At 70.6% G+C, this 18133-nt stretch carries 17 protein-coding genes; 2 read left to right on the top strand and 15 right to left on the bottom strand.

Features of this window, described 5'->3' with window-relative positions; translation table 11 throughout:
* Positions 1-4: 4 nt before the first annotated feature.
* Positions 5-2416 (bottom strand): Tox-REase-5 domain-containing protein, encoded by a 2412-nt coding sequence (locus AB0412_RS23215; protein WP_366404475.1) that lies wholly within the window; start codon positions 2414-2416, stop codon positions 5-7.
* 437 nt (positions 2417-2853) lie between these two features.
* Here AB0412_RS23215 and AB0412_RS23210 point away from each other — a divergent pair, with 437 nt between their 5' ends.
* Together AB0412_RS23210 and fxsT are read left to right on the top strand one after the other, a co-directional pair.
* Complete coding sequence (locus AB0412_RS23210; RefSeq protein WP_366404474.1) at positions 2854-3252, top strand: trypco2 family protein; 399 nt, start codon at positions 2854-2856, stop codon at positions 3250-3252.
* 1 nt (position 3253) lies between these two features.
* Entirely contained in the window at positions 3254-6070 is a 2817-nt protein-coding gene (gene fxsT / locus AB0412_RS23205; protein WP_366404473.1) for an FxSxx-COOH system tetratricopeptide repeat protein, read from the top strand.
* A 99-nt stretch (positions 6071-6169) separates the two neighbouring features.
* Here the strand turns inward: fxsT and AB0412_RS23200 are convergent, their stop codons facing one another.
* From AB0412_RS23200 to AB0412_RS23135, 14 genes are all read right to left on the bottom strand, one after another.
* Positions 6170-6784: an OmpA family protein gene (locus AB0412_RS23200; protein ID WP_366404472.1), complete on the bottom strand. Its 615-nt coding sequence runs from the start codon at positions 6782-6784 to the stop codon at positions 6170-6172.
* Between the two features lie 8 nt (positions 6785-6792).
* Entirely contained in the window at positions 6793-7371 is a 579-nt protein-coding gene (locus tag AB0412_RS23195; RefSeq protein WP_366404471.1) for a hypothetical protein, read from the bottom strand.
* A 34-nt stretch (positions 7372-7405) separates the two neighbouring features.
* Positions 7406-8005 carry a pilus assembly protein TadG-related protein gene (locus AB0412_RS23190; protein WP_366404470.1) on the bottom strand — a complete coding sequence of 200 codons (600 nt, stop codon included), beginning with the start codon at positions 8003-8005 and terminating at the stop codon, positions 7406-7408.
* On the bottom strand, positions 8002-8196 hold the full coding sequence (locus tag AB0412_RS23185; protein ID WP_366404469.1) for a hypothetical protein: 195 nt from the start codon (positions 8194-8196) through the stop codon (positions 8002-8004). The genes AB0412_RS23190 and AB0412_RS23185 overlap by 4 nt, the downstream gene beginning before the upstream one ends.
* A gap of 159 nt (positions 8197-8355) precedes the next feature.
* Positions 8356-9222, bottom strand: coding sequence for a response regulator transcription factor (locus tag AB0412_RS23180; RefSeq protein ID WP_366404468.1), 867 nt, complete (start codon positions 9220-9222; stop codon positions 8356-8358).
* 44 nt (positions 9223-9266) lie between these two features.
* Entirely contained in the window at positions 9267-10961 is a 1695-nt protein-coding gene (locus AB0412_RS23175) for a histidine kinase (protein ID WP_366404467.1), read from the bottom strand.
* Positions 10962-10978: 17 nt separating this feature from the next.
* The gene (locus AB0412_RS23170; protein ID WP_366404466.1) at positions 10979-11866 is read right to left on the bottom strand and encodes a DUF5936 domain-containing protein; all 888 of its coding nucleotides are present in this window, start codon (positions 11864-11866) and stop codon (positions 10979-10981) included.
* 13 nt (positions 11867-11879) lie between these two features.
* On the bottom strand, positions 11880-12824 hold the full coding sequence (locus AB0412_RS23165) for a type II secretion system F family protein (RefSeq protein ID WP_366404465.1): 945 nt from the start codon (positions 12822-12824) through the stop codon (positions 11880-11882).
* Between the two features lie 11 nt (positions 12825-12835).
* Positions 12836-14173 (bottom strand): CpaF family protein, encoded by a 1338-nt coding sequence (locus AB0412_RS23160; protein WP_366404464.1) that lies wholly within the window; start codon positions 14171-14173, stop codon positions 12836-12838.
* Positions 14174-14218: 45 nt separating this feature from the next.
* Positions 14219-14575 carry a TadE/TadG family type IV pilus assembly protein gene (locus tag AB0412_RS23155; protein ID WP_366404463.1) on the bottom strand — a complete coding sequence of 119 codons (357 nt, stop codon included), beginning with the start codon at positions 14573-14575 and terminating at the stop codon, positions 14219-14221.
* 1 nt (position 14576) lies between these two features.
* Positions 14577-14957 (bottom strand): pilus assembly protein, encoded by a 381-nt coding sequence (locus tag AB0412_RS23150; RefSeq protein WP_366404461.1) that lies wholly within the window; start codon positions 14955-14957, stop codon positions 14577-14579.
* The gene (locus AB0412_RS23145; protein WP_366404460.1) at positions 14954-16210 is read right to left on the bottom strand and encodes an AAA family ATPase; all 1257 of its coding nucleotides are present in this window, start codon (positions 16208-16210) and stop codon (positions 14954-14956) included. Before AB0412_RS23145 ends, AB0412_RS23150 begins: the two co-directional genes overlap by 4 nt.
* 9 nt (positions 16211-16219) lie before the next feature.
* A complete protein-coding gene (gene cpaB / locus AB0412_RS23140; protein WP_366404459.1) occupies positions 16220-16927 on the bottom strand; it encodes a Flp pilus assembly protein CpaB in 708 nt (235 codons plus the stop codon).
* Between the two features lie 63 nt (positions 16928-16990).
* Positions 16991-17821 carry a hypothetical protein gene (locus AB0412_RS23135; protein WP_366404532.1) on the bottom strand — a complete coding sequence of 277 codons (831 nt, stop codon included), beginning with the start codon at positions 17819-17821 and terminating at the stop codon, positions 16991-16993.
* Positions 17822-18133 lie beyond the last annotated feature (312 nt).

The raw sequence follows: 18133 nt of genomic DNA, 5'->3' as shown, positions 1-18133 counted from the left end.
CCCGTCAGTCGAACGCCTCGGGTTTCCTGTCGCCGGCGACCGGTTTGGGCGCGGTGTGGACGACCTCGATGTCCAGGCCCGCGTCCTCGAAGGCGTCCCGGGCCGCATCGGCGACCTCCTCGTTGGAGAAGTGCCACTCGACGGGCTTGCCCCGGGCGGCCTCGGTCTGGCGGCGGGCCTCGGTGAGCAGGCGCTCCCGGCCGGAGGGGGTGAGTTCGGTGCGGTCGGCGGTCAGGAAACTGTCGTAGCCGTTCTTGGCCTCCAGGTAGGTCTGGCGGGAGGAGTCCCAGCCGTCGAACTCGACGTCCGGCACGTCCGGGTCGGTGTGCGGGACGACGTACTCGTAGCCGCGCTGCGTGCCGGTGACCTGTTCCTGGTAGCGCAGCCAGGACTCGTTCTTCCAGCCCGGCTTGGGGTTGCGGTCGCGGCTCGCCCAGAAGCCGTCGCCGTTGTCGGCGTCGCCGTACGTACGGCTCCGCAGGTCCTCCGCCCAGTCGGGCGGGTTGTAGTTGCGCGGGTCGCTGGTGTCGTTGCGCTCGGGGTCCGGCCACTGCTTCTTGTTCTCCAGCGCCTCCCGGGCGCGCTGCGGCTCCTCGGCGCGCTTGCGCTCGAGGTAGGCCTGGCGCTCGTGTTCGCGGGCCTCGCGCGCCTGCTCCTGGGCCTCCTCGTCGCAGCCGCCCTCGGCGAGGACGACGTACGGGGTGCGGGTCGGGGCGGCGGCGAGGACCTCCGTCGCGCCCGGGTGCATTCCGGGGGCGGGGGCCGTGGGTGCGTCGTCGCCGTACGGGACCCTGCGGGGCGGGGCGGAGATGGTGCAGCCGGTCCTGCGGGCCGCGTCCTCCGCCTCGTCGGCGGCCTCGTCGGCGCGGCGGGCCGCGTCCTCCAGCGCGTCCAGGTCGCCGGCCTCGGCGGCGCGCCGTGCGTCCTGTGCCGCCTCGGCCGCGTCGTCGGCGATGCGGCTCAGCCGGCCGAGGGTCCCGAGCTTCTCGACGATCTTGGCTTCGCCGTAGCCGGGGATGAAGAGGGAGCCGACGTTCCACAGGACGGTGGTGACCGCTCGCGTCTCGTTGCCGCTGTTCCACTGGTCCACGACGTCGTCGCCGATGAACATGTCGAACAGGACCGTGCCACCGGTGTCGAGGGAGGCGCCGCCCCAGTCCAGGATCGCGCCGAAGTAGTCGCCGTCGTCCCACTTCTGGCGGGCGTCGGCGGTGTTGTTCCACCACTCCTCACCGAGCGAACTGCCGTAGTCCATCAGGCCGTTCCAGGTCTCGACCGGGTTGGTGATCGTGTCCCACATGCCGGTGAGGTCGCCCCAGATGCCGTCGACGAAGAGGCCCTCACCTACTTGCTTGAGCTGGTCGCCTGCGCAGCCGAAGAAGGCGCCGAAGCCGGAGAAGCAGCCTTCGTCGTCGCCCCCGTCGCCCTCTTCGCCCTCTTCGCTCTCTGTGTCGTCGCCGTCTTCCCCTTCGTCCGTGGTGGGGTCCTCGTACGGGGGCTCGTCGATCTCGTCCGCGGCGGCTACCGGGTCGGCGACGTCGGGGTCGGAGTCGTCGCCGGAGCCGGTGTCGCCGTCTTCGCCGGTGCCGGTGCCGGTTCCGGTTCCGGTGTCGCCCCCGTCGCCGGTGCCGGTGTCGCCGTCGTCGCCTGCGGTGCCGTCCGGCTGGCCGCCGCCGTCGTCAGCTGTTCCGTCCCCGGGTCCGTCCCCCGGCTCGTCCCCGGCGTTCACCTGGCCGTCGCCGCCCTGGGGTGCGGGGCACGCCGTGCCGGTGACCCGGCAGATCTGGGACTGGATGCCGGTGAAGATCTGCGTGCCGAGTCCGCTGACGACCAGCGCGGTGATGATCGCGGCGACGACCGCGATCAGGCCCGCGTACTCCACCGCCGTCTGCCCCTCGTCCCGGCGCCAGCGGATCATGCGGGCGAGGGAGAAGGGGCGGCGCGCCGCACGGTCGCCTTCCGGGAGGCGGTACCAGGCGCGGCTCTCGCGCCGGGTGAGGAACCAGAGGATCAGGACGGGCAGGAGCAGCTGGGTGGCGCCCCGTGTCGAACCCCCCGCGAGGTTGGAGATCGAGCCGAGGATCAGCCACGCCTGTACGGCGATGAGCGCGCCCCACGTTCGCTGACCGCCGCCCTGCCGCGTACGGCGGGCCAGCCACCAGCCGAGGGTGCCGGGGGCGGCGGCGTACGCGATCAGGGCGAGGACACCGCCGTCGACCGCGTCGTACGAGCTCGCCGTGAGCAACAGGCCGAGTCCGCCGATGACGGTGACCACGAAGAGGGTGTGGACGAGGACCAGGGCGAGGGAGAGCGGCCTCGGTACGGCGGCGCGGCGTCCGGAGGGCCCCGACGGCGGCAAGGCCGACCCGCCCGCGGCTATGCCACCGCCCCCGCCGACTCCCCCGACCGACGCCATGCCCACTCCCCCTCAAGTCCCCGACGAGTGCGCCCCGTTCGCTTCCGGCACACGTCTCGTGGCGAGCGTAGGGAGGGAGCGCCGGGACGACATGGGCCCGTGGGCCCAATGGGGAGCCCAAAGTCGCCTGTACGTCGTTCTACGTCGTGATCGACGGCAGGCTGACGGCATGAAGCCGACGATGCCGGCGGAGAAGAGGCCGGCCGCAGCCGCCAGGGCCAGGGCCAGGAGAAAACCCGCTGATCATTCCGTAGGAGGCGGGCAGCCGGTATCGGTCCGTACGTCGGCTCCAGGAATCACGGGTGGCTTTGACTTCCCTCCATCTGTGGACATCCGGTGTTGGCGGTCCATGAGGTGGGGTTTGGGTCGTATCGGCCCACGGGACAGGGCAGTTGCGCCATGCTGTGGACCTCGCTGAGTTGAGGGGGCACGGAACGATGGGTGAGGGAATCCCGCTGTCCAAGGCGCTGGCGGAGTTGCGGCAGGAGTTGTATGCGGCGCAGGCCGAGGGGGCCGGGGAGCAGTTCCGGTTCGAGGTGGAGCAGGCGGAGCTGTCACTGGAGGTGGAGTTCCGGCGGGACGGCAACGGCGCGGTGAAGGTCGAGGTCGGTGCCCTCGGCGCCAAGGTCGGAGCGGACGCCGGTGGCGGACTGGGCAGTACGCGGCGGCAGGTGCTGACGCTGACGCTTCAGGTGCGTGACGAGGCACTGGGCGGGGAGCGGGCCCGGATCCGCCGCACCGCCGGAGGGCTGGACGGCGAGGAGGGTGGTTCGACGGAGCCCGGCCCGGACGCCGGCCCCGCGGAGGGCGCGGCGTCACGGCCGTGGGAGTCGTGAGGTGGATCCGCGGCGGCTGGTCCTGGTGCGCACGGGCGGTCCGAGCGGGGCGGGGTCCGGCTACCTGGTAGGGCCGCGGCTGGTTCTGACGGCGCTGCACGTCGTGCTCCAAGGGCGCCGGTGGGCGGCGCGGGTGTCGGCCCGCGTGGGTCATCCCCGTTACGGGGATCTCGTGCACAGACGCGCCCAGGTCTGCTGGCCGGACGTCGAGCACGGCATCCCGGCAGACGACGCCTTGGACGTCGCTCTGTTGTGGCTCGACGAGCCGGTGCCGAGCCCCGGAGGTCCGGTGCGGTGGGGGCGGCTCGGCGGCGTCACCCCGGTGCCGTTCGAAGGAGCGGGTTTCCCCGCGTTCGCGGCGGACGACGGGAACGAGGCACAGGTCGAGTATCTGCGCGGGGACCTGCCGGTGGTGTCCACCGGGTCGTCGGGGTGGGTGCTGGACTGCCCCGTGTGGCCGGCGCCCCGGGGTGACGGGACACGGCCGTGGGCGGGTGCCTCGGGTTCGGCGATCTTCTGTCACGGCCGGCTCGTCGGGGTGGCGGTCGAGGACGACCGGGCGATGGGCTGGCGTCGTCTGCATGCCGTTCCCGTCCACGAGGCCCTGAGCCTTCCCGGCTTCGCCGACCTCGTCGACCGGCACGGACACCCTGGTACGACCACCGCCACGGAGGAACTGACCGCCGGGAGCGGAGCGGCAGCCGGAGGGGCCGAAGCGATGTGGCCGGTGGAGGTGGGACCGGTGCCGCCCCTGGCGTCCGCCTTCCAGCCGCGTCGGCTCCTGCGCGAGCAGGTCGACGGGGCACGGGCGGGTGGCGGGTCGGTGGTGCTGACGCAGGTCCTGTCCGGCGGCGGCGGAGTCGGGAAGACCCAACTGGCCGCCGCCTACGCCGTCGACGCAATGAAGCAAGGCGTCGACCTGGTGGTGTGGGCGACGGCGACCGAGAGCCAGCAGGTCATCACCCAGTACGCGCAGGCCGCCGCCCGCCTCCGGCTGCCCGGCGTGAGCGGACAGGACCCGGAGGCCGACGCCCGGACCTTGCTGGAATGGCTCGCCACCACGCGACGGCGATGGCTGGTGGTCCTGGACGACATCGCTCACCCCACCGCGCTCAACCGCTGGTGGCCCGTCAGCCGCACCGGCACCGGCTGGGTCCTGGCCACGACCCGGCTGAAGGACGCCCGCCTGACCGGCAACGGCCGCACCCGCGTCGACATCGACGTCTACACCCCCGACGAAGCCACCGCCTACCTCCGCGCCCGCCTGACCGACGACGACACGGGCCACCTCCTCGACGGTCACGTCCCGTCCCTCGTCGAGGCCCTCGGCCGACTACCGCTGGCGCTGAGCCATGCCGCCGCCTACATGATCAACGAAGAGCTCACCTGCGGCGCGTACCTGAGACTCCTCACCAACCGGCGGACTCGCCTCGAGCAGCTCCTGCCGGAGACCGCCGACACGGAGGGCTACGGGCGGCAGATCACGACCACCCTCCTGCTCACCCTGGACGCGGTCCGGTCAGCCGACCCCACCGGCCTGGCGCTCCTGGTGCTCCGCCTCTCCGCCCACCTCGACCCCAGCGGCCATCCCCATGCCCTCTGGGCCACCCCACCCCTGCTCGACTACCTCTCCACCCACCGCACTGCCCGGACCGCCGGCACCGCCACCTCTCCGCAGACCACGGCCAACGAGGCCCATACGGCCCTGCGCCTCCTCCACCGTTACGCACTCCTCACCTGCGACACCCGCGACGAGCCCCGAGCAGTCCGCATCCACGCCCTCACGGCGCGCGCCGTACGCGAGAACATCCCGCACCCCGATCTCCCCCTGCTGGCAAAGGCCGCCGCCGACGCGCTTCTCCACGCCTGGCCCGTGGTCGACCAGCCCCACACGGACCTCGCCACCGCTCTGCGTGCCAACTCCGAGGCCCTGGCCGAGCACGCGCTCGACCACCTCTGGCACCCCGAGGGACACCCGGTCCTCTTCCGTGCCGGCAGAAGCCTCCTCGACGCGGGCCTGATCGACGCCTCCACCGCCTACTGGGAGAACATGACCGCCGACAGTGAGCGGCTGCTGGGCGACGACCACCCCAACACCCACACCACACGCGCCAACCTCGCCACCTCCCACTGGCAGGGGGGCCGCACCAGCGCAGCCATCGCCATCGAGGAGCGGGTGCTGGCAGACCGCGAACGCCTGCTGGGCAACCACCACCCCGAAACCCTCACCGCACGCGCCAACCTCGCCGCCTCCTACTGGCAGGCGGCACGCACCGACGAAGCCATCGAAATCTATGAGCAAGTGGTGGCGGACCGCGAACGGCTGCTGGGCGACCAGCACTATGAGACCCTCATCGCACGGGGCAACCTGGCCGCCTGCTACTGGCAGGCGGGCCGAACCGACGAAGCCATCGAAATCCATGAGCAGGTGCTGGCGGACCGTGAACGGCTCCTGGGCAACCACCACCCCGAAACCCTCACCGCACGCGCCAACGTCGCCACCTCCTACTGGCAGGCAGGACGAACCGAGGAAGCCATCGAGATCCAGGAGCAGGTGCTGGCAGACCGCGAACGGCTCCTGGGAGACAAGCATCCCGAGACCCTCACCGCACGCGCCAACCTCGCCTCCTCCTACCGGCAGGCAGGACGAAACGACGAAGCCATCCATCTGCTCGAGCAAGTGGTGGCCGACCGCCAGCGCCTGCTGGGCGACTACCACCCCAACACCTTCACCGCACGAATCGCCCTCGCGGCCTGGCGCGGTCACACGGGAGGGAACGGGGAATCCGGCGAGCTGCCATCCGTGGAACCGGAGTGACTGCGGATACGTCCGCCCGGTCCCGTCCCGGCCCCGTGCACGGGCCATTCGCCGGCGCACGGGGTCGGCAGGCGAGGGAAGAAGCGAGCGGCCCGGCGGTCAGTTCTCTGCGCGGGGGAAGGACACCTCCACCCGGCGGTTCTTCTTCCGGCCGGCCTCTGTCGAGTTGTCGGCGATCGGGTACTGCTCGCCGTAGCCACGTACCTCGTAGGTGATGCCGGAGTCGTTCAGTTCCTGATCCAGGACGCTCTGTACGGCGTTCGCCCGCTTGCGGGACAGCACGTCTCCGTGGGCGGAGGAACCCAGGTTGTCCGTGAAGCCGAAGACCCGGATCTTCGTCGCGTTCTGGGTCTTGATCTCCTCCGCGATCGACGCGATGCGGGACTTCGCCTGTGCACTGAGTTTCGCGCTGTCCTTCGGGAACAGCACCTCCGCCTGGAGCGCGAACTTCACGTCCGAGTTGGTGTCCTCGCGCCGTTCGTCACCGCTCTGGTCCTCCACGACTTGCTTGATGTCGAGGACTTTGGCTTCGGCGAGGGTGGCGCCGTCGGGGAGCTTGAGGTCCGGGTCGTTGGGGTCCACTTCCACGGGGGCCGAGGCCGTGGCTTCGGTGCCTGGGGGGACGCTGGGGGCGTCGTCGGCGTGGGCTACTCCCGCACTGGTGATGAGGAGGGTGGCCACAGCTCCGATGACGGTCAGGCGGGTGTGAGTCATGCTCGGCCTCACCCGGAGATCTGGATCGTGGCGCTGGCGAACGTCGGAAGTTGGAAGGTGACTTCGGATGCGTTCGTCGGCGGCGAGGGGAACTGCATGAAGACAGGGATCGACGCGCCCGACTTGATGCGCGGCATGTCGGTGGTCGTCAGAGGACGGCCGTCCGTATCCCGCAGAACGTAGTAGCGCTTCTTGTTGGCGGAGTCGACGAGCGTCGCGCCACCCAGTGACTCTCCGTGCCGGATAATCTCGGTTTCATCTCCGCGCGTCTCGATCGGTACGCGCACGGTCTGGGATCCGTCGTTCTTGATCTCACCGCTCACCGTGACAAAGCCACCAGCGTCCCGAGCAGCAGACGTGATCTTGAGGATCAAGCCGTCCTCGCCCTTGAGCTCAGCCAGAACGTCGTCCTGCCCCTCCTGAGGACTCTCGTTGGATCCGGCGTCGTTGGAAGCGGAGGACGACGTGTCGGGCTTCTTGTCGTCGTCTCCGCCTCCACCGCAGCCGGCCACGCCGAGGGTCAATCCGGCCACAGCGGTCAGCACGACCATCCCCCTGCGGGCCTTCGTAGTGAACCGCATGCTCATGCCTCTGCTTCCTTCATCACTCGTCGTTCGCTTTTCAGTCGGCCAGGTGGACGTCGAACAGGTCCTCGGGTTTCGGCAGCAGATCCTTCGGGCCCTTGGGGTCCAGCTTCCACGGCTCGCCCTTGCAGGTGAGGAGAGGCAATGTGTCGCCCCCCGCCTCCCATCCTTGGAGGTCGAACTCGCAGCGCGGCTCGATCACAGCAGTGGCGGATTCCTTGGAGTACTTGTTCTCCGTACCGGGGACGATGGAATCGCCGACTGGCTCTTCGGTGGTCGCCTCGACCGTGTACGCCAGCGGCCCCGCTGGTGCACATGTGACGGTCGCGTCGTTCTGCGCTGCGAGCTGGTCCGCCCGCCAGCACGACGGGTCGAGATTCACTCCCTCACCGTCGAAAATCCCCTGCCACTTGGTCGGGTCGAGGAGGTTCTGCTGCCACTCACCGGCGAGCTGGTCCCGCCTGTCCTGGGCCGCCGCCAGAGCTGCCGCATCTGCGGCGGTCTGCGCATCGTTCCGATTTGCCGCGGCCTGGCCGACCGCGAAGTATGCGAACGCGAGGAAGAGCAGGCCCCCCACCACAGTGATGTAGATGGGGAATGCCTGCCCTGCGTCGCCGTGGCGAATACGTCGGATCAACCGGTGATCTCGTCGATCTTGTCCGTAATCGCCTCGAAGATCGTCTCGCCGATGTCCGTCCCCGTAATCGCCAGCACGATCGCCACGACCACCGCGATGATGCCCAGGTACTCCACCGCGGTCTGGCCCTTGTCGTTGCGGGCGGCGCGGGACTGGAGGTATGCGACCGTCGTGTTGATCCAGTTGCTCATGGTGTTCCCCTCCGGCTGACGCGGTTGCGGCTGCCGTCGTCTTCTTCGCGGTGCCGCTTTCGACACGAGCAACGTAGGGCCGGACACCCCGTGCGCCAGAGGGTCCCAGGGCCCAATCGCGGGCCCAATCCGAGGCCCAGGTCTTCTTCTGCATGGTCGTCAGCCCACCCCTCGGCCCGGGCCCGGTGCCGTGCCCAGCCACTTGGCCGCCGCTTCCGAGCGGCTGGTGCTGTGGAGCTTGGCGAAGATGCGGTTGATGTGGTTCTTGACCGTCTTCTCGCTGATGAAGCAGGTGGCGGCGATCTGCTGGTTGTTCATGCCGGACGCGATGAGGTCCATGATCTCCGCCTCCCTGGTGCTCAGTTGGAACCTCGACCTGTCAGGAACGGCCGGGCGGCCGCCTGTCCACCCAGACGACGACTGTGCCATATCCGGTTGCACTTGCGAAAGGTTTTCTGAAGAAATGGGCGGGGGCGGGATATGAGGAAGGCCGATAACGGGCGAACTCGCTTCGTGCGCAGCCGGAGAGCGGCCCACGTCGTCCGGGAGGCGGCCGGGTCCGCGCGGCCCCTCGCGCAGTTGCGCCAGCAATGCTCCGGCCGCTGTCGGGGTGAAGTGGGGCCTGCCCTCCTTGATGTCCCGTACCGCCGACACCAACTGGTCGGCGGTGAACTCGCCGTGGACCAGGTAGCCGCCCGCTCCCCTGCGCAGGGCCTCCTGGACGATCTCCGACTCGCGGCTGTACGTCAGCATCATCACGGGGGCTATGTCCACCAGGTACGGGAGGGCCGAGAGGCCGTCCACGCCCGGCATGCGGACGTCCAGCAGGACCACGTCCGGGCGGTGTTCGTGGGCCGCCTCGTAGGCCTGCCGTCCGTCCGCTGCCTCCGCCACGACCGTGATGTCCTCACGGCCGGAGAGCAGGGCGGTCAGGCCGGCGCGGACCACCGGGTTGTCGTCGGCCACGACGACGCGAAGGGGGGCGGGGGGCGGGACGTTCTCAAAGGGGTTCGGCGGTGGCTGCATGGGGGCGGCCTCCTCTGCGGGCGTGGGGGACGTCTTCATCGGGTTCACCGGGACTGCCGGTGCGGGTGCCGGGGCGGCGGAGCCTCGGCCGAGGCTGACGTTGATGCTGATGCTGATGCTGATGCCGAGGCTGAGGCTGAGGGCTGGGTCGTAAGCGCTCCCAGCGGGAGGTCCAGGCGGACCTCCGTGCCGCACGGATGCGAGCCGCGGCCGATGCGGATGCGGGCGCCCACCGAGGCGGCCCGTTCGACCATGCCGAGGAGGCCGAAGTGGCCCGCCCGGCGGAGTTGTTCGAGATCGGTGCCGGGCGGGAGGCCGCGGCCGTTGTCGTAGACGCTGATGCGGAGCAGGTCGCCGTGGACGCCGGCGCGGACCTCGACCTTGGTCGGTGCCGCGTGGCGGTGGGCGTTCTCCATCGCCTCCGAGGCGATGGTGAGGAGTTGGCGGGCCACGGCCGGTGGGACCGGGGGGACGGTGTGGTGGCCCGTGGGGTGGTAGGTGACCGGGAGGCCCGTGCGGGTGGCGAAGTCGCGGGTACGGGCCGCCAGTTCCACCAGGACGTCCGTGCCCTGGGCCGGGTCGGACTCTCGCCGCAGGTCGGCCAGGAGTTCGCGGGATTCCGCGGCGGCGCGGCGGGCCGAGCGGGCGACCAGGTCGGCTTGTTGCCGGACCACCGCCGGGTCCATGTCGGGTGAGCCCGCTGTGGTGGCCAGGCCGTCCGCGGCCAGGGCTACGCCGTGCAGGGTTTTCGCGACCGAGTCGTGCATCTCCCTGGCCAGGCGGGCGCGTTCCGCGCTGACCGCCTCCGTCACCGCCAGGCGGGCCTGGACCGTGGTGAGGGCGCGGGTTGCCTCGCCGAAGTGGAGCATGAGGTTGCGGAGGCTGGAGCCGACCGCGCCCGCGACCACGCAGAGGCCCGGGAGCAGGAGCGTCTCCGCCGGGCCTGCGGCCGTGTCCTCCACCGTGGCGTAGACGAGGAGGAGGATCAGGGACTGGAGGGAGGCGAAGACGGCGGCGCCTCGCCAGCCGTAGACCAGGCCCGCGAGGAGGGGGGTGCAGACGCTGACGTACGCGAGGGTCGTGTCGGGGCCTGCGGAGATGAGGAGGAGGGCGCCGAAGAGGGTGTCTGCGGCGAGGAGGGTGGGGTGGCGCAGGAGGAGGGGGCCGAAGCGTTCCCAGTCCCGGAAGAGGACGTAGGACGCCATGAAGGTGAGGACCACGGCGATGGCTACGAGGTGGGTGCCCCAGCCCGGGTTGGCGTTGAGGAGGGCGGCGGGGGCCGCGAGCGCGATCATCGCCAGGCGGAAGCCGAAGGTCTGGCGGCACAGGGCTTGCAGGGCGTTGACCTGGATGTCCACGTCGGGTGCGGGGAGTGGGGCGTGTGCCCGGTCTTGGGCCGGGTGTTCGTTCCCACCAGCACCACGCGTGCGGCTTTCGTGGTCGGGTGCGGGTGGCCCCTGTGGGGCGTGCTCGCCGTCGGCGGCCGACCGTTCCCGGCTCCGGTAAGCGTCTTCCTGCTTCTGTCCGTTCTCCCCCGCCCGGTCCTTGACACCCCCCACCGGCTCCCACCCCGGCGGCAGCGCGGGCGTCACCGTCGTCACCGGGATGTCCGGGGCGCCCGTGCGGGCGTGGGGTGGCAGGACCGTGCCCGCCGGGGGTGTGGTGATCTCGGGTGTTCTGACACGTCGGCGCAGCAGACCCGCCCCCGTGCCCGAGCCCTTCTCTTCCCTCGTCGTCATGTCACCCCTCCCCCGTCCTACTCCCCCGTGATCGAGCCGAAGTCCGTGCCCGAGCCCAGGATCAGGCCGGCGCCCAGCAGGATCATCGTGGCCGGGACCATGAACGTGGTGATCATCATGGTGGCCTTGGGGACCGCCCGGGCCGCCTTCCTGCGGGCGTTCTGAGCGTCCGTGCGGCGCATGTCCTTGGCGAGGGCCACCAGGGTGTCGACGATCGGCGCGCCCAGTTCCTCGCCCTGCTGCAGTGCCGTGACGAACATCGCGACCTGCTCCGAGTCGTTGCGTCGCCGCAGCTCCGCGAAGGCCTGGCGGCGGCTCATGCCCAGGTCCATCTGGCGCAGCGTGATGCGCAGTTCGTCCGCCCAGGGGCCCTCGTACTTCGACGCCACCCGGTCCAGGGCCTGACGGAAGCCCAGGCCCGCGCTGACCACCACCGCCAGGACGTCCAGGAAGTCCGGCAGCGTGCGTTCGATGACGTCCTTGCGGATGCGGATCGCCGACCAGATGCCGACCTCCGTCCAGAACGCGCCGAAGGCCAGGAGCAGCAGGGCCACGAAGAGCTGGCCGCGCATCAGGAAGACCAGGAAGCCCAGGCCGCCCAGGACGCCGTAGACCGCGCGGCGGGCCGCGTAGCGGTCGATCGTCAGGCCGCCCGGGTTGCCCGCCAGGTCGATCTTGCGGCGGTACTTGGCGACCTGCTTGGGGCCCATGATGCGCAGCACGGCGGGCGCATAGCGCATGCCGAGGCGGTCGACGAGGGAGTCCACCGCGCCGGTGCGGGTGGAGCCGACCTCCAGGGCGAGGACGAGGTCGCCGGGCAGTTTCGCCTCGGCGCGGTACATGCGGATGCCGGCGAAGATGCCCCAGACGCCGAGGCCCATGAGAAGCGCGAGCAGCAGACCCATGACGACTCCCTCCTCAGACGTCGATGCGGGACAGGCGGCGGATGAGGACGAAGCCGACGGCGTAGAGACCGAAGGCGATGATCACCGCGGCCTGGCCGGCCGGGGAGCCCGTCATGCGTTCCAGGGCGCCGTCCTTCACGCCGTTCATCAGGAAGAGCGAGCCGACGCCCAGGACCGGCACCGCGTACGAGGTCATGTTCACCTGGGACAGCTGGGTCCGGACCTCCCTGCGCGTCTCCTTGCGTTCCTCCAGCGTGTCGGTGAGGTTCCGCAGGGCGCTGACCAGCTGGCCGCCCGCCCGGTTGGACAGCACCAGCGTCGTGACCAGGACGACCAGTTCGCGGGAGGGGAGGCGGTCGGCGAGCTCTCCGAGGGCGTCGTCCATCGACGCGCCCACCGCCAGCTGGTTGGCGACCTTCGCCAGTTCCTCGCCCGCCGGGGCCTCCAGTTCCTCCGCCGCCATGCCGATGGCCGTGCGCAGGGCCAGGCCCGCCTGGGTGGCGTTCGCCAGGATGCGGGCCAGCTCGGGGAGTTGGTTGATGAACTTCTCGATGCGTTTCTGGCGCTGCCAGTTGAGGAACTGGATCGCCACCCAGATGCCCAGCAGGCCGGCCAGCGGGCCGAAGAAGGGGGCCAGGGTCGCCTGGCCGATGAGCCACAGGCCGGCGATCGTGGCGAGCATGTAGACGAAGAACTCGCCCGGGGTGATGTCCAGGCCCGTCGCCGCCAGACGCAGTTCCAGTGTGCGGCCGAGCTTGGTGCGGCGCAGGCGCCGGTCCAGGGCGAGGAAGTGGCGGCGGCGGCCGAGGACCGGGATCTGGCCGGTGGCCGTGAGACGGTCCACCAGCGCCTGCCGCTGTGCCCTGCCCATCGCGTACGAGTGCACGCCGACGACCGCGAGGACGCAGGTCAGCAGGGTGATGCCGGTGGTCAGCGTGATCAGGTTCTGCAGATCCATGGGGAGTGGTCCTACCTGGCTTCTCGGGTGGCGAGCTGGTCGGCGGAGTGGGCGACGCCGAAGGCCTGGGGAATGGGCTGGCTCGCCATGTAGAGGCGGTCGGCGGTGCGGCGCGGGAGCGGGAAGTACTCGAAGGCGCCGTAGATGCGGCCGTCGGCGGCCATCGGCTGGGCGTTGAAGCGGGCGGCGGTGGCCAGCCGGTACGGCTCTCCGCCGTGGCTCTCCAGCAGGGCGATCTCGGTGATGCGGCGGGCGCCGTCGGCGAAGCGGGTGAGCTGGACGATGACGTCGACGGCGCTGTTGATCTGGTCGTGGAGCGCCACGAAGGGGATCTCCACGTCGGACATGGAGGCCAGCGTCTGCAGACGCATCAGCGCGTCCTCGGCGCTGTTGGCGTGGACCGTGGCGAGCGAGCCGTCGTGGCCGGTCGACATGGCCTGGAGCATGTCCAGGGACTCGCCGCCGCGGACCTCACCGACGACGATGCGGTCGGGGCGCATGCGCAGGGAGTTGCGCACCAGGTCGCGGATGGTGATGCGGCCCTTGCCCTCGACGTTGGGCGGGCGGGACTCCAGGCGGATGACGTGCGGCTGCTGGAGCTGGAGTTCGGCCGAGTCCTCGATGGTGATGATGCGTTCGCCCTCGGGGATCAGTCCGGAGAGGGCGTTGAGGAGGGTCGTCTTCCCGGTGCCGGTGGCGCCGGAGACGATCACGTTGAAGCGTGCCTGGACCAGGCCCGCGAGGAGATACAGCATGTGCTCGTCGAGCGAGCCGAGTCCGATCAGCTCCTGGAGGGTGAAGGAGCGCGGGAAGCGGCGGATGGTGAGGGTGGCGCCGGTCAGGGAGAGCGGCGGGATGATGACGTTGACGCGCTCGCCGGAGGGGAGGCGGGCGTCGACCATCGGGTTCGACTCGTCCACGCGGCGGTTGACGGTGGAGACGATGCGTTCGATGGTCTGCATCAGCTGCTCGTTGGAGGCGAACCGCAGGGGAAGCTGCTCCACCCGGCCGCCGCGCTCCACGAAGATCGCGTCGGGGCCGTTGACCATGATCTCGGTGATGGAGGCGTCCTCCAGCAGCGGCTCCAGGATGCCGAGGCCGAGGGCCTCGTCGACGACCCTGCGGATCAGCTGGGAGCGTTCGACGGTCGACAGGACCGGGCCCTCGCGACTGATGATGTGGCCGAGGACGCGCTCCAGGCGGGCCCGGCGCTCGGCCGCGGCCAGCGAACTCATCTCCGCGAGGTCGATCTCCTCCAGGAGCTTGGCGCGGTAGGAGGCGACCAGGTGGCCGTCCTCGCCCCGGCTGCCGTTCTCCTCGGGGGAGTTGATGCGTGCCCGCAGGCTCATGAGTCCCGTGCTCCTCGTCCCTCGACTCGTGGGGTGTCGGTGTGGTCAGTGGTCGATCGGCATGGTGGCGGTCTTGACCGCCGGGTCGAAGTCCCAGCCCGGCACGATCGACGGGATCTGGACGGTCGCCGTGACGGTGACCTCGTCGCCCCCCTCCGCCTCGGCGCAGTCCGTGCCGTCGGCGAGCCAGCCGCTGACTGCGGCGGTGCAGGCCTGTCCGGCGCCCTGGTCGAGCGAGGCGCTGCGCGCCCCGGCGCGGGCGGCGGTTCCGGCCTGCTGGGCGGTGTAGGCGATCAGGCCGAGCTGTACGGCGGCCATGGCGACGATGATCAGGATGGGGATGAAGCCGAGGTACTCGAGGGCGGCTTGGCCACGGTCGCGGGCTTTCGCCTCGTACGGCATCTCAGTCCTCCTCCTGTACGGCTCCGGCGTGACCGTCCACCGTGAACGGGAGGGCGATCGCGCCGGGGAAGAGGATCGGGACGTCGAGGCTCACGTTGGCGGTGACGAACTCGCCGTTCGCGGTGCACTGCACGGTGGCGCCCCCCTCCCACGCGCCGGGGAGGTGTTTGAGCCCCGCCTCCTCGCACGCCGCTTGTCCTTCCGAGGCCGTGCCCGCGCGTACCGCCTCGTCGGCAGCATTCCCCGCGAGGGTGAACGTGTATCCCACGAGCACGAGCTGCCACAGCACCACCAGCGTCACCAGGATGGTCGGTGTCATGCCGAGGAACTCGATGGTGACCTGGCCGCGGTCACCGGCGGTTAACGCTCTTCGCCTTCTCATGCCCCTGCCTCCTTCCCGTCCTTGCGCCGCCGGAAGCTGACCGCGCCCCGGTCGCCGCGCACGCGCCCGCCCTTGCCCTCGACGGTCTTGACCAGCCCGAGTTCACCGGCCAGCCCCCACAGGGCCTGCTTCACGGTGCTCTTGGCCTCCAGTTCGTGCACGCGCCCGGCGTCCACGACGCCCTGGAGTTCCTTGAAGTGCGCGGGGATCGTCGTCGCGGCCACCGCCGTGCCGGTGATCTTCTGGATCAGCGGGGGCTGGATCTCGGTCGCCCGGGAGTGACGGTTGACGATGATCGTGGTCTCCTCCGCCTTGCGGATCTGCAGCCGGTCCCACATCCGCACCGTCCGCTTGGCGCCGCGTACGGCGACCACGTCGGGGGTGGTGACCAGCAGGGCCGTGTCGGCCATCTCCACGGCCGCCGCGCCGGCGCCGCCGAGCTGGGCGCCGCAGTCGATGACGACGACCTCGTAGCGGGAGCGCAGGGCGCTGACGATCTGGCGGGTGGCCCGGTCGGTGACGTCCTCGCCGCGTTCGCCCTCGGCGGGGGCGAGGAGCAGGGCGACGCCGGTGTCGTGGCGGAAGACGGCGTCGGCGAGGACGCGCGGGGAGATGTCGGTGATCGCGGCGAGGTCGACGACCGAGCGGCGGAACTGGACGTCGAGGAAGGAGGCGATGTCGCCGGTCTGGAGGTCCATGTCGACCAGCGCGGTGCTGCGCCCGGACGCCTGGGCGGCGAGGGCGAGCTGGATGGCGGTGAGGGTGGCGCCGACGCCGCCCTTGGCGCCGCTGACCGTGACGACGGTGCCGCCGACGCCGGTGAAGACGTCGCCGCCGGTGCCCAGGTGACGTCGTACGCCGACGGACCACTGGGCGACCGCCTGGACGCGGCTGGCGAGTTCCTCATAGCTCAGGGGCAGGGCCACGAGACCCCTGGCGCCGTAGTCCATGGCGGCCTGGAAGAGGCCGGGGCTCGCGTCGGAGGTGACGAGGATGACGCCGACGGCGGGAAAGCGCAGGGCGACCTCGCGGATCAGCTCCAGTGCGGGGACGGGGCCGATCCGCTCGTGCACCACCACGACCTCGGGCAGCTCGTCGACGGACTCGGCGGCCAGGCGCGCGAGGGTGTCGATGAGCTGGGTGGAGTCGACCACCGGGGCCACCGGCTCGGCGTCCGGGAGCTGGCTGAGCAGTGTGGTGATGGACCGGACCGCGTCCGCGTCGCCGACTGCAGGGAGGATCCTGGTGGGCATGCGGGCCTCTCACTTGTCCTTCGCGAGTTCGTACGTCCGCTGCGAGTCGGGCACCGTGGTGTCGCTGCCGGGAGCGACCAGCGCGAGCCTGACCCGCTGGGCGAACGACTCGGCGTAGGTGATGCGCTGGGCGTCGATGGTGGACAGCGCGAAGGTGATCGGGACGGCGTCGGTGGGCTGCCGGCCGCGGTCGTTCTCGTCGGGTTCGAGGGCGGTGAGCCTGCCGACGTCGAGGACCTTGGCATTGGTTACGATGATCTTGGACTGAGCGGGGTCACCCTCACGCTCTCCCTCGAAGGTGGCGTAGACGTTGACCGTCGAGCCCGGCGTGATCTTGCCGGCGACGCCGGTCGCCGCATCGACCATGATGGCGACCTCTTGCTGCCCGGGCTGCAGGGCGGGCTGATCCACGATCATGTCGCTCTGCAGCAGGGAGCCCTGCTGGAGCGTGGTGACCGCGATCTTGCCCTCGATGTCGCCGAGGTCGGTGACCGCGTTCTTCGACAGCCACCGCTCGGGCATCTCGATCTTCTCGAACTGGCCCGTGCTGAGCGCGGTGTAGGGCGCGATATCGGATTTCAGCCGGTACGCGGTGACCTCGGGGCCGACCTTGGACTTCACGTCGCCGATGACGGAGAGCACGCCGGCGAAGGCGCCGAGGGCGCACAGGACCGACAGGATCAGGAGTATCACGCCGCGGCGCTGACGGGAGTTCATGAACCGTACAACCTCATTGGGGATATCGGTCGAGCGGAATCGGGCGGTGTCGCGAGGGAGAGCTCAGGTGCGCTGGGCGAGGGGGCGGCCCTCGGGGACGGGTGGTGTGGCGGAGCAGAAGACGCAGCGGTCGCCGATGACGTCGATGCCGCACCAGTGGCAGGCGCCGCGCCGTACGGACGTGACCAGTTGGTAGAGGACGGACAGGTCGGGCAGGTAGGTGCAGAACTCGATCAGCTTGCCGGTGCCCCACCAGCCGGGGGACTCGGCGGGCAGCGGGGTCTCGCGCAGGCCCTGCACCTTCCAGGACGGTGCGAGGGTGGCGGTGACCCAGTCGGACTGGAGCTGGCCCTTGGCGACCAGCATCCAGGTGCCGAACTCGGGTCCGTCCAGCGTGGCCTCGGGGCCGAGGCGGACGAGCTGCGGCTGCGGGTGGGCGAGGACGGCGAACTGGCTGCCGGGCACCCAGGAGCGGGCGTGCTGTTTCAGGTCGACGGGGACGCGGTCGAGCCGGGCGACGGAGCCGAGCAGGGCCCCGGAGTGGATGTAGTGGACGAGCAGCCGGCCGGCCGAGGCGAGCACGCCGGGGCCGAGGTCGCAGGAGGCGAGCTGACGCAACTGGCGCACCAGGGCGGCCAGCCCGAGCGGCGGGAGGTCGGGGGTGAACAGCGCGATCCGGTCGCTCTCCAGCAGGGAGCGCAGGGTGTGCAGCCGCCGCTGGACGGCGGTGGGTGTGGCCCGGGAGCAGACGACGATGACGTGGCCGTGCTGCTCGAGGAGCAACTGGAGGTCGGTCAGTGCCTGTTCGAGCGGGCGGGTGTCGATGTCCTTGAGCACCACGGCAGGCAGCGTCCGGTCGTCCTGCGGCGGCAGCACCATGTCGGCGCTGGTCACGGCAATGGCAGTTGGCACGCGCAGCTCCCCGTTCTCCCCATGCCCCTCGGCGCGCCGGGTGTTACTCCGGTGCACCCTGATGACTTCGCTGCGTGACTACCTCAGCACTGTATCCACGGCTCTGTGACCGGAGAACAGCGTTTGTGTAGCTGAACAGCAACTGGCGTTGCACAAGGTGCGTCAAAACGGGGCAGGTTGAGCATCTTGCCGGTCCGGTTCGGACCCCTGAGGGTTCCGCACGCTGCACCGGCTTGACGCTGGGCCCCGCTTTGGGCCCCGGGGCCCACGCTTCCCACCCGTCCCCCTCCTTAC

The organism is Streptomyces sp. NPDC052012 (genome assembly GCF_040689265.1).
Taxonomy (GTDB): domain Bacteria; phylum Actinomycetota; class Actinomycetes; order Streptomycetales; family Streptomycetaceae; genus Streptomyces.
The sequence above is the reverse complement of the archived record's forward strand: the minus strand, read 5'-3'. Positions and strand labels throughout refer to the sequence as shown.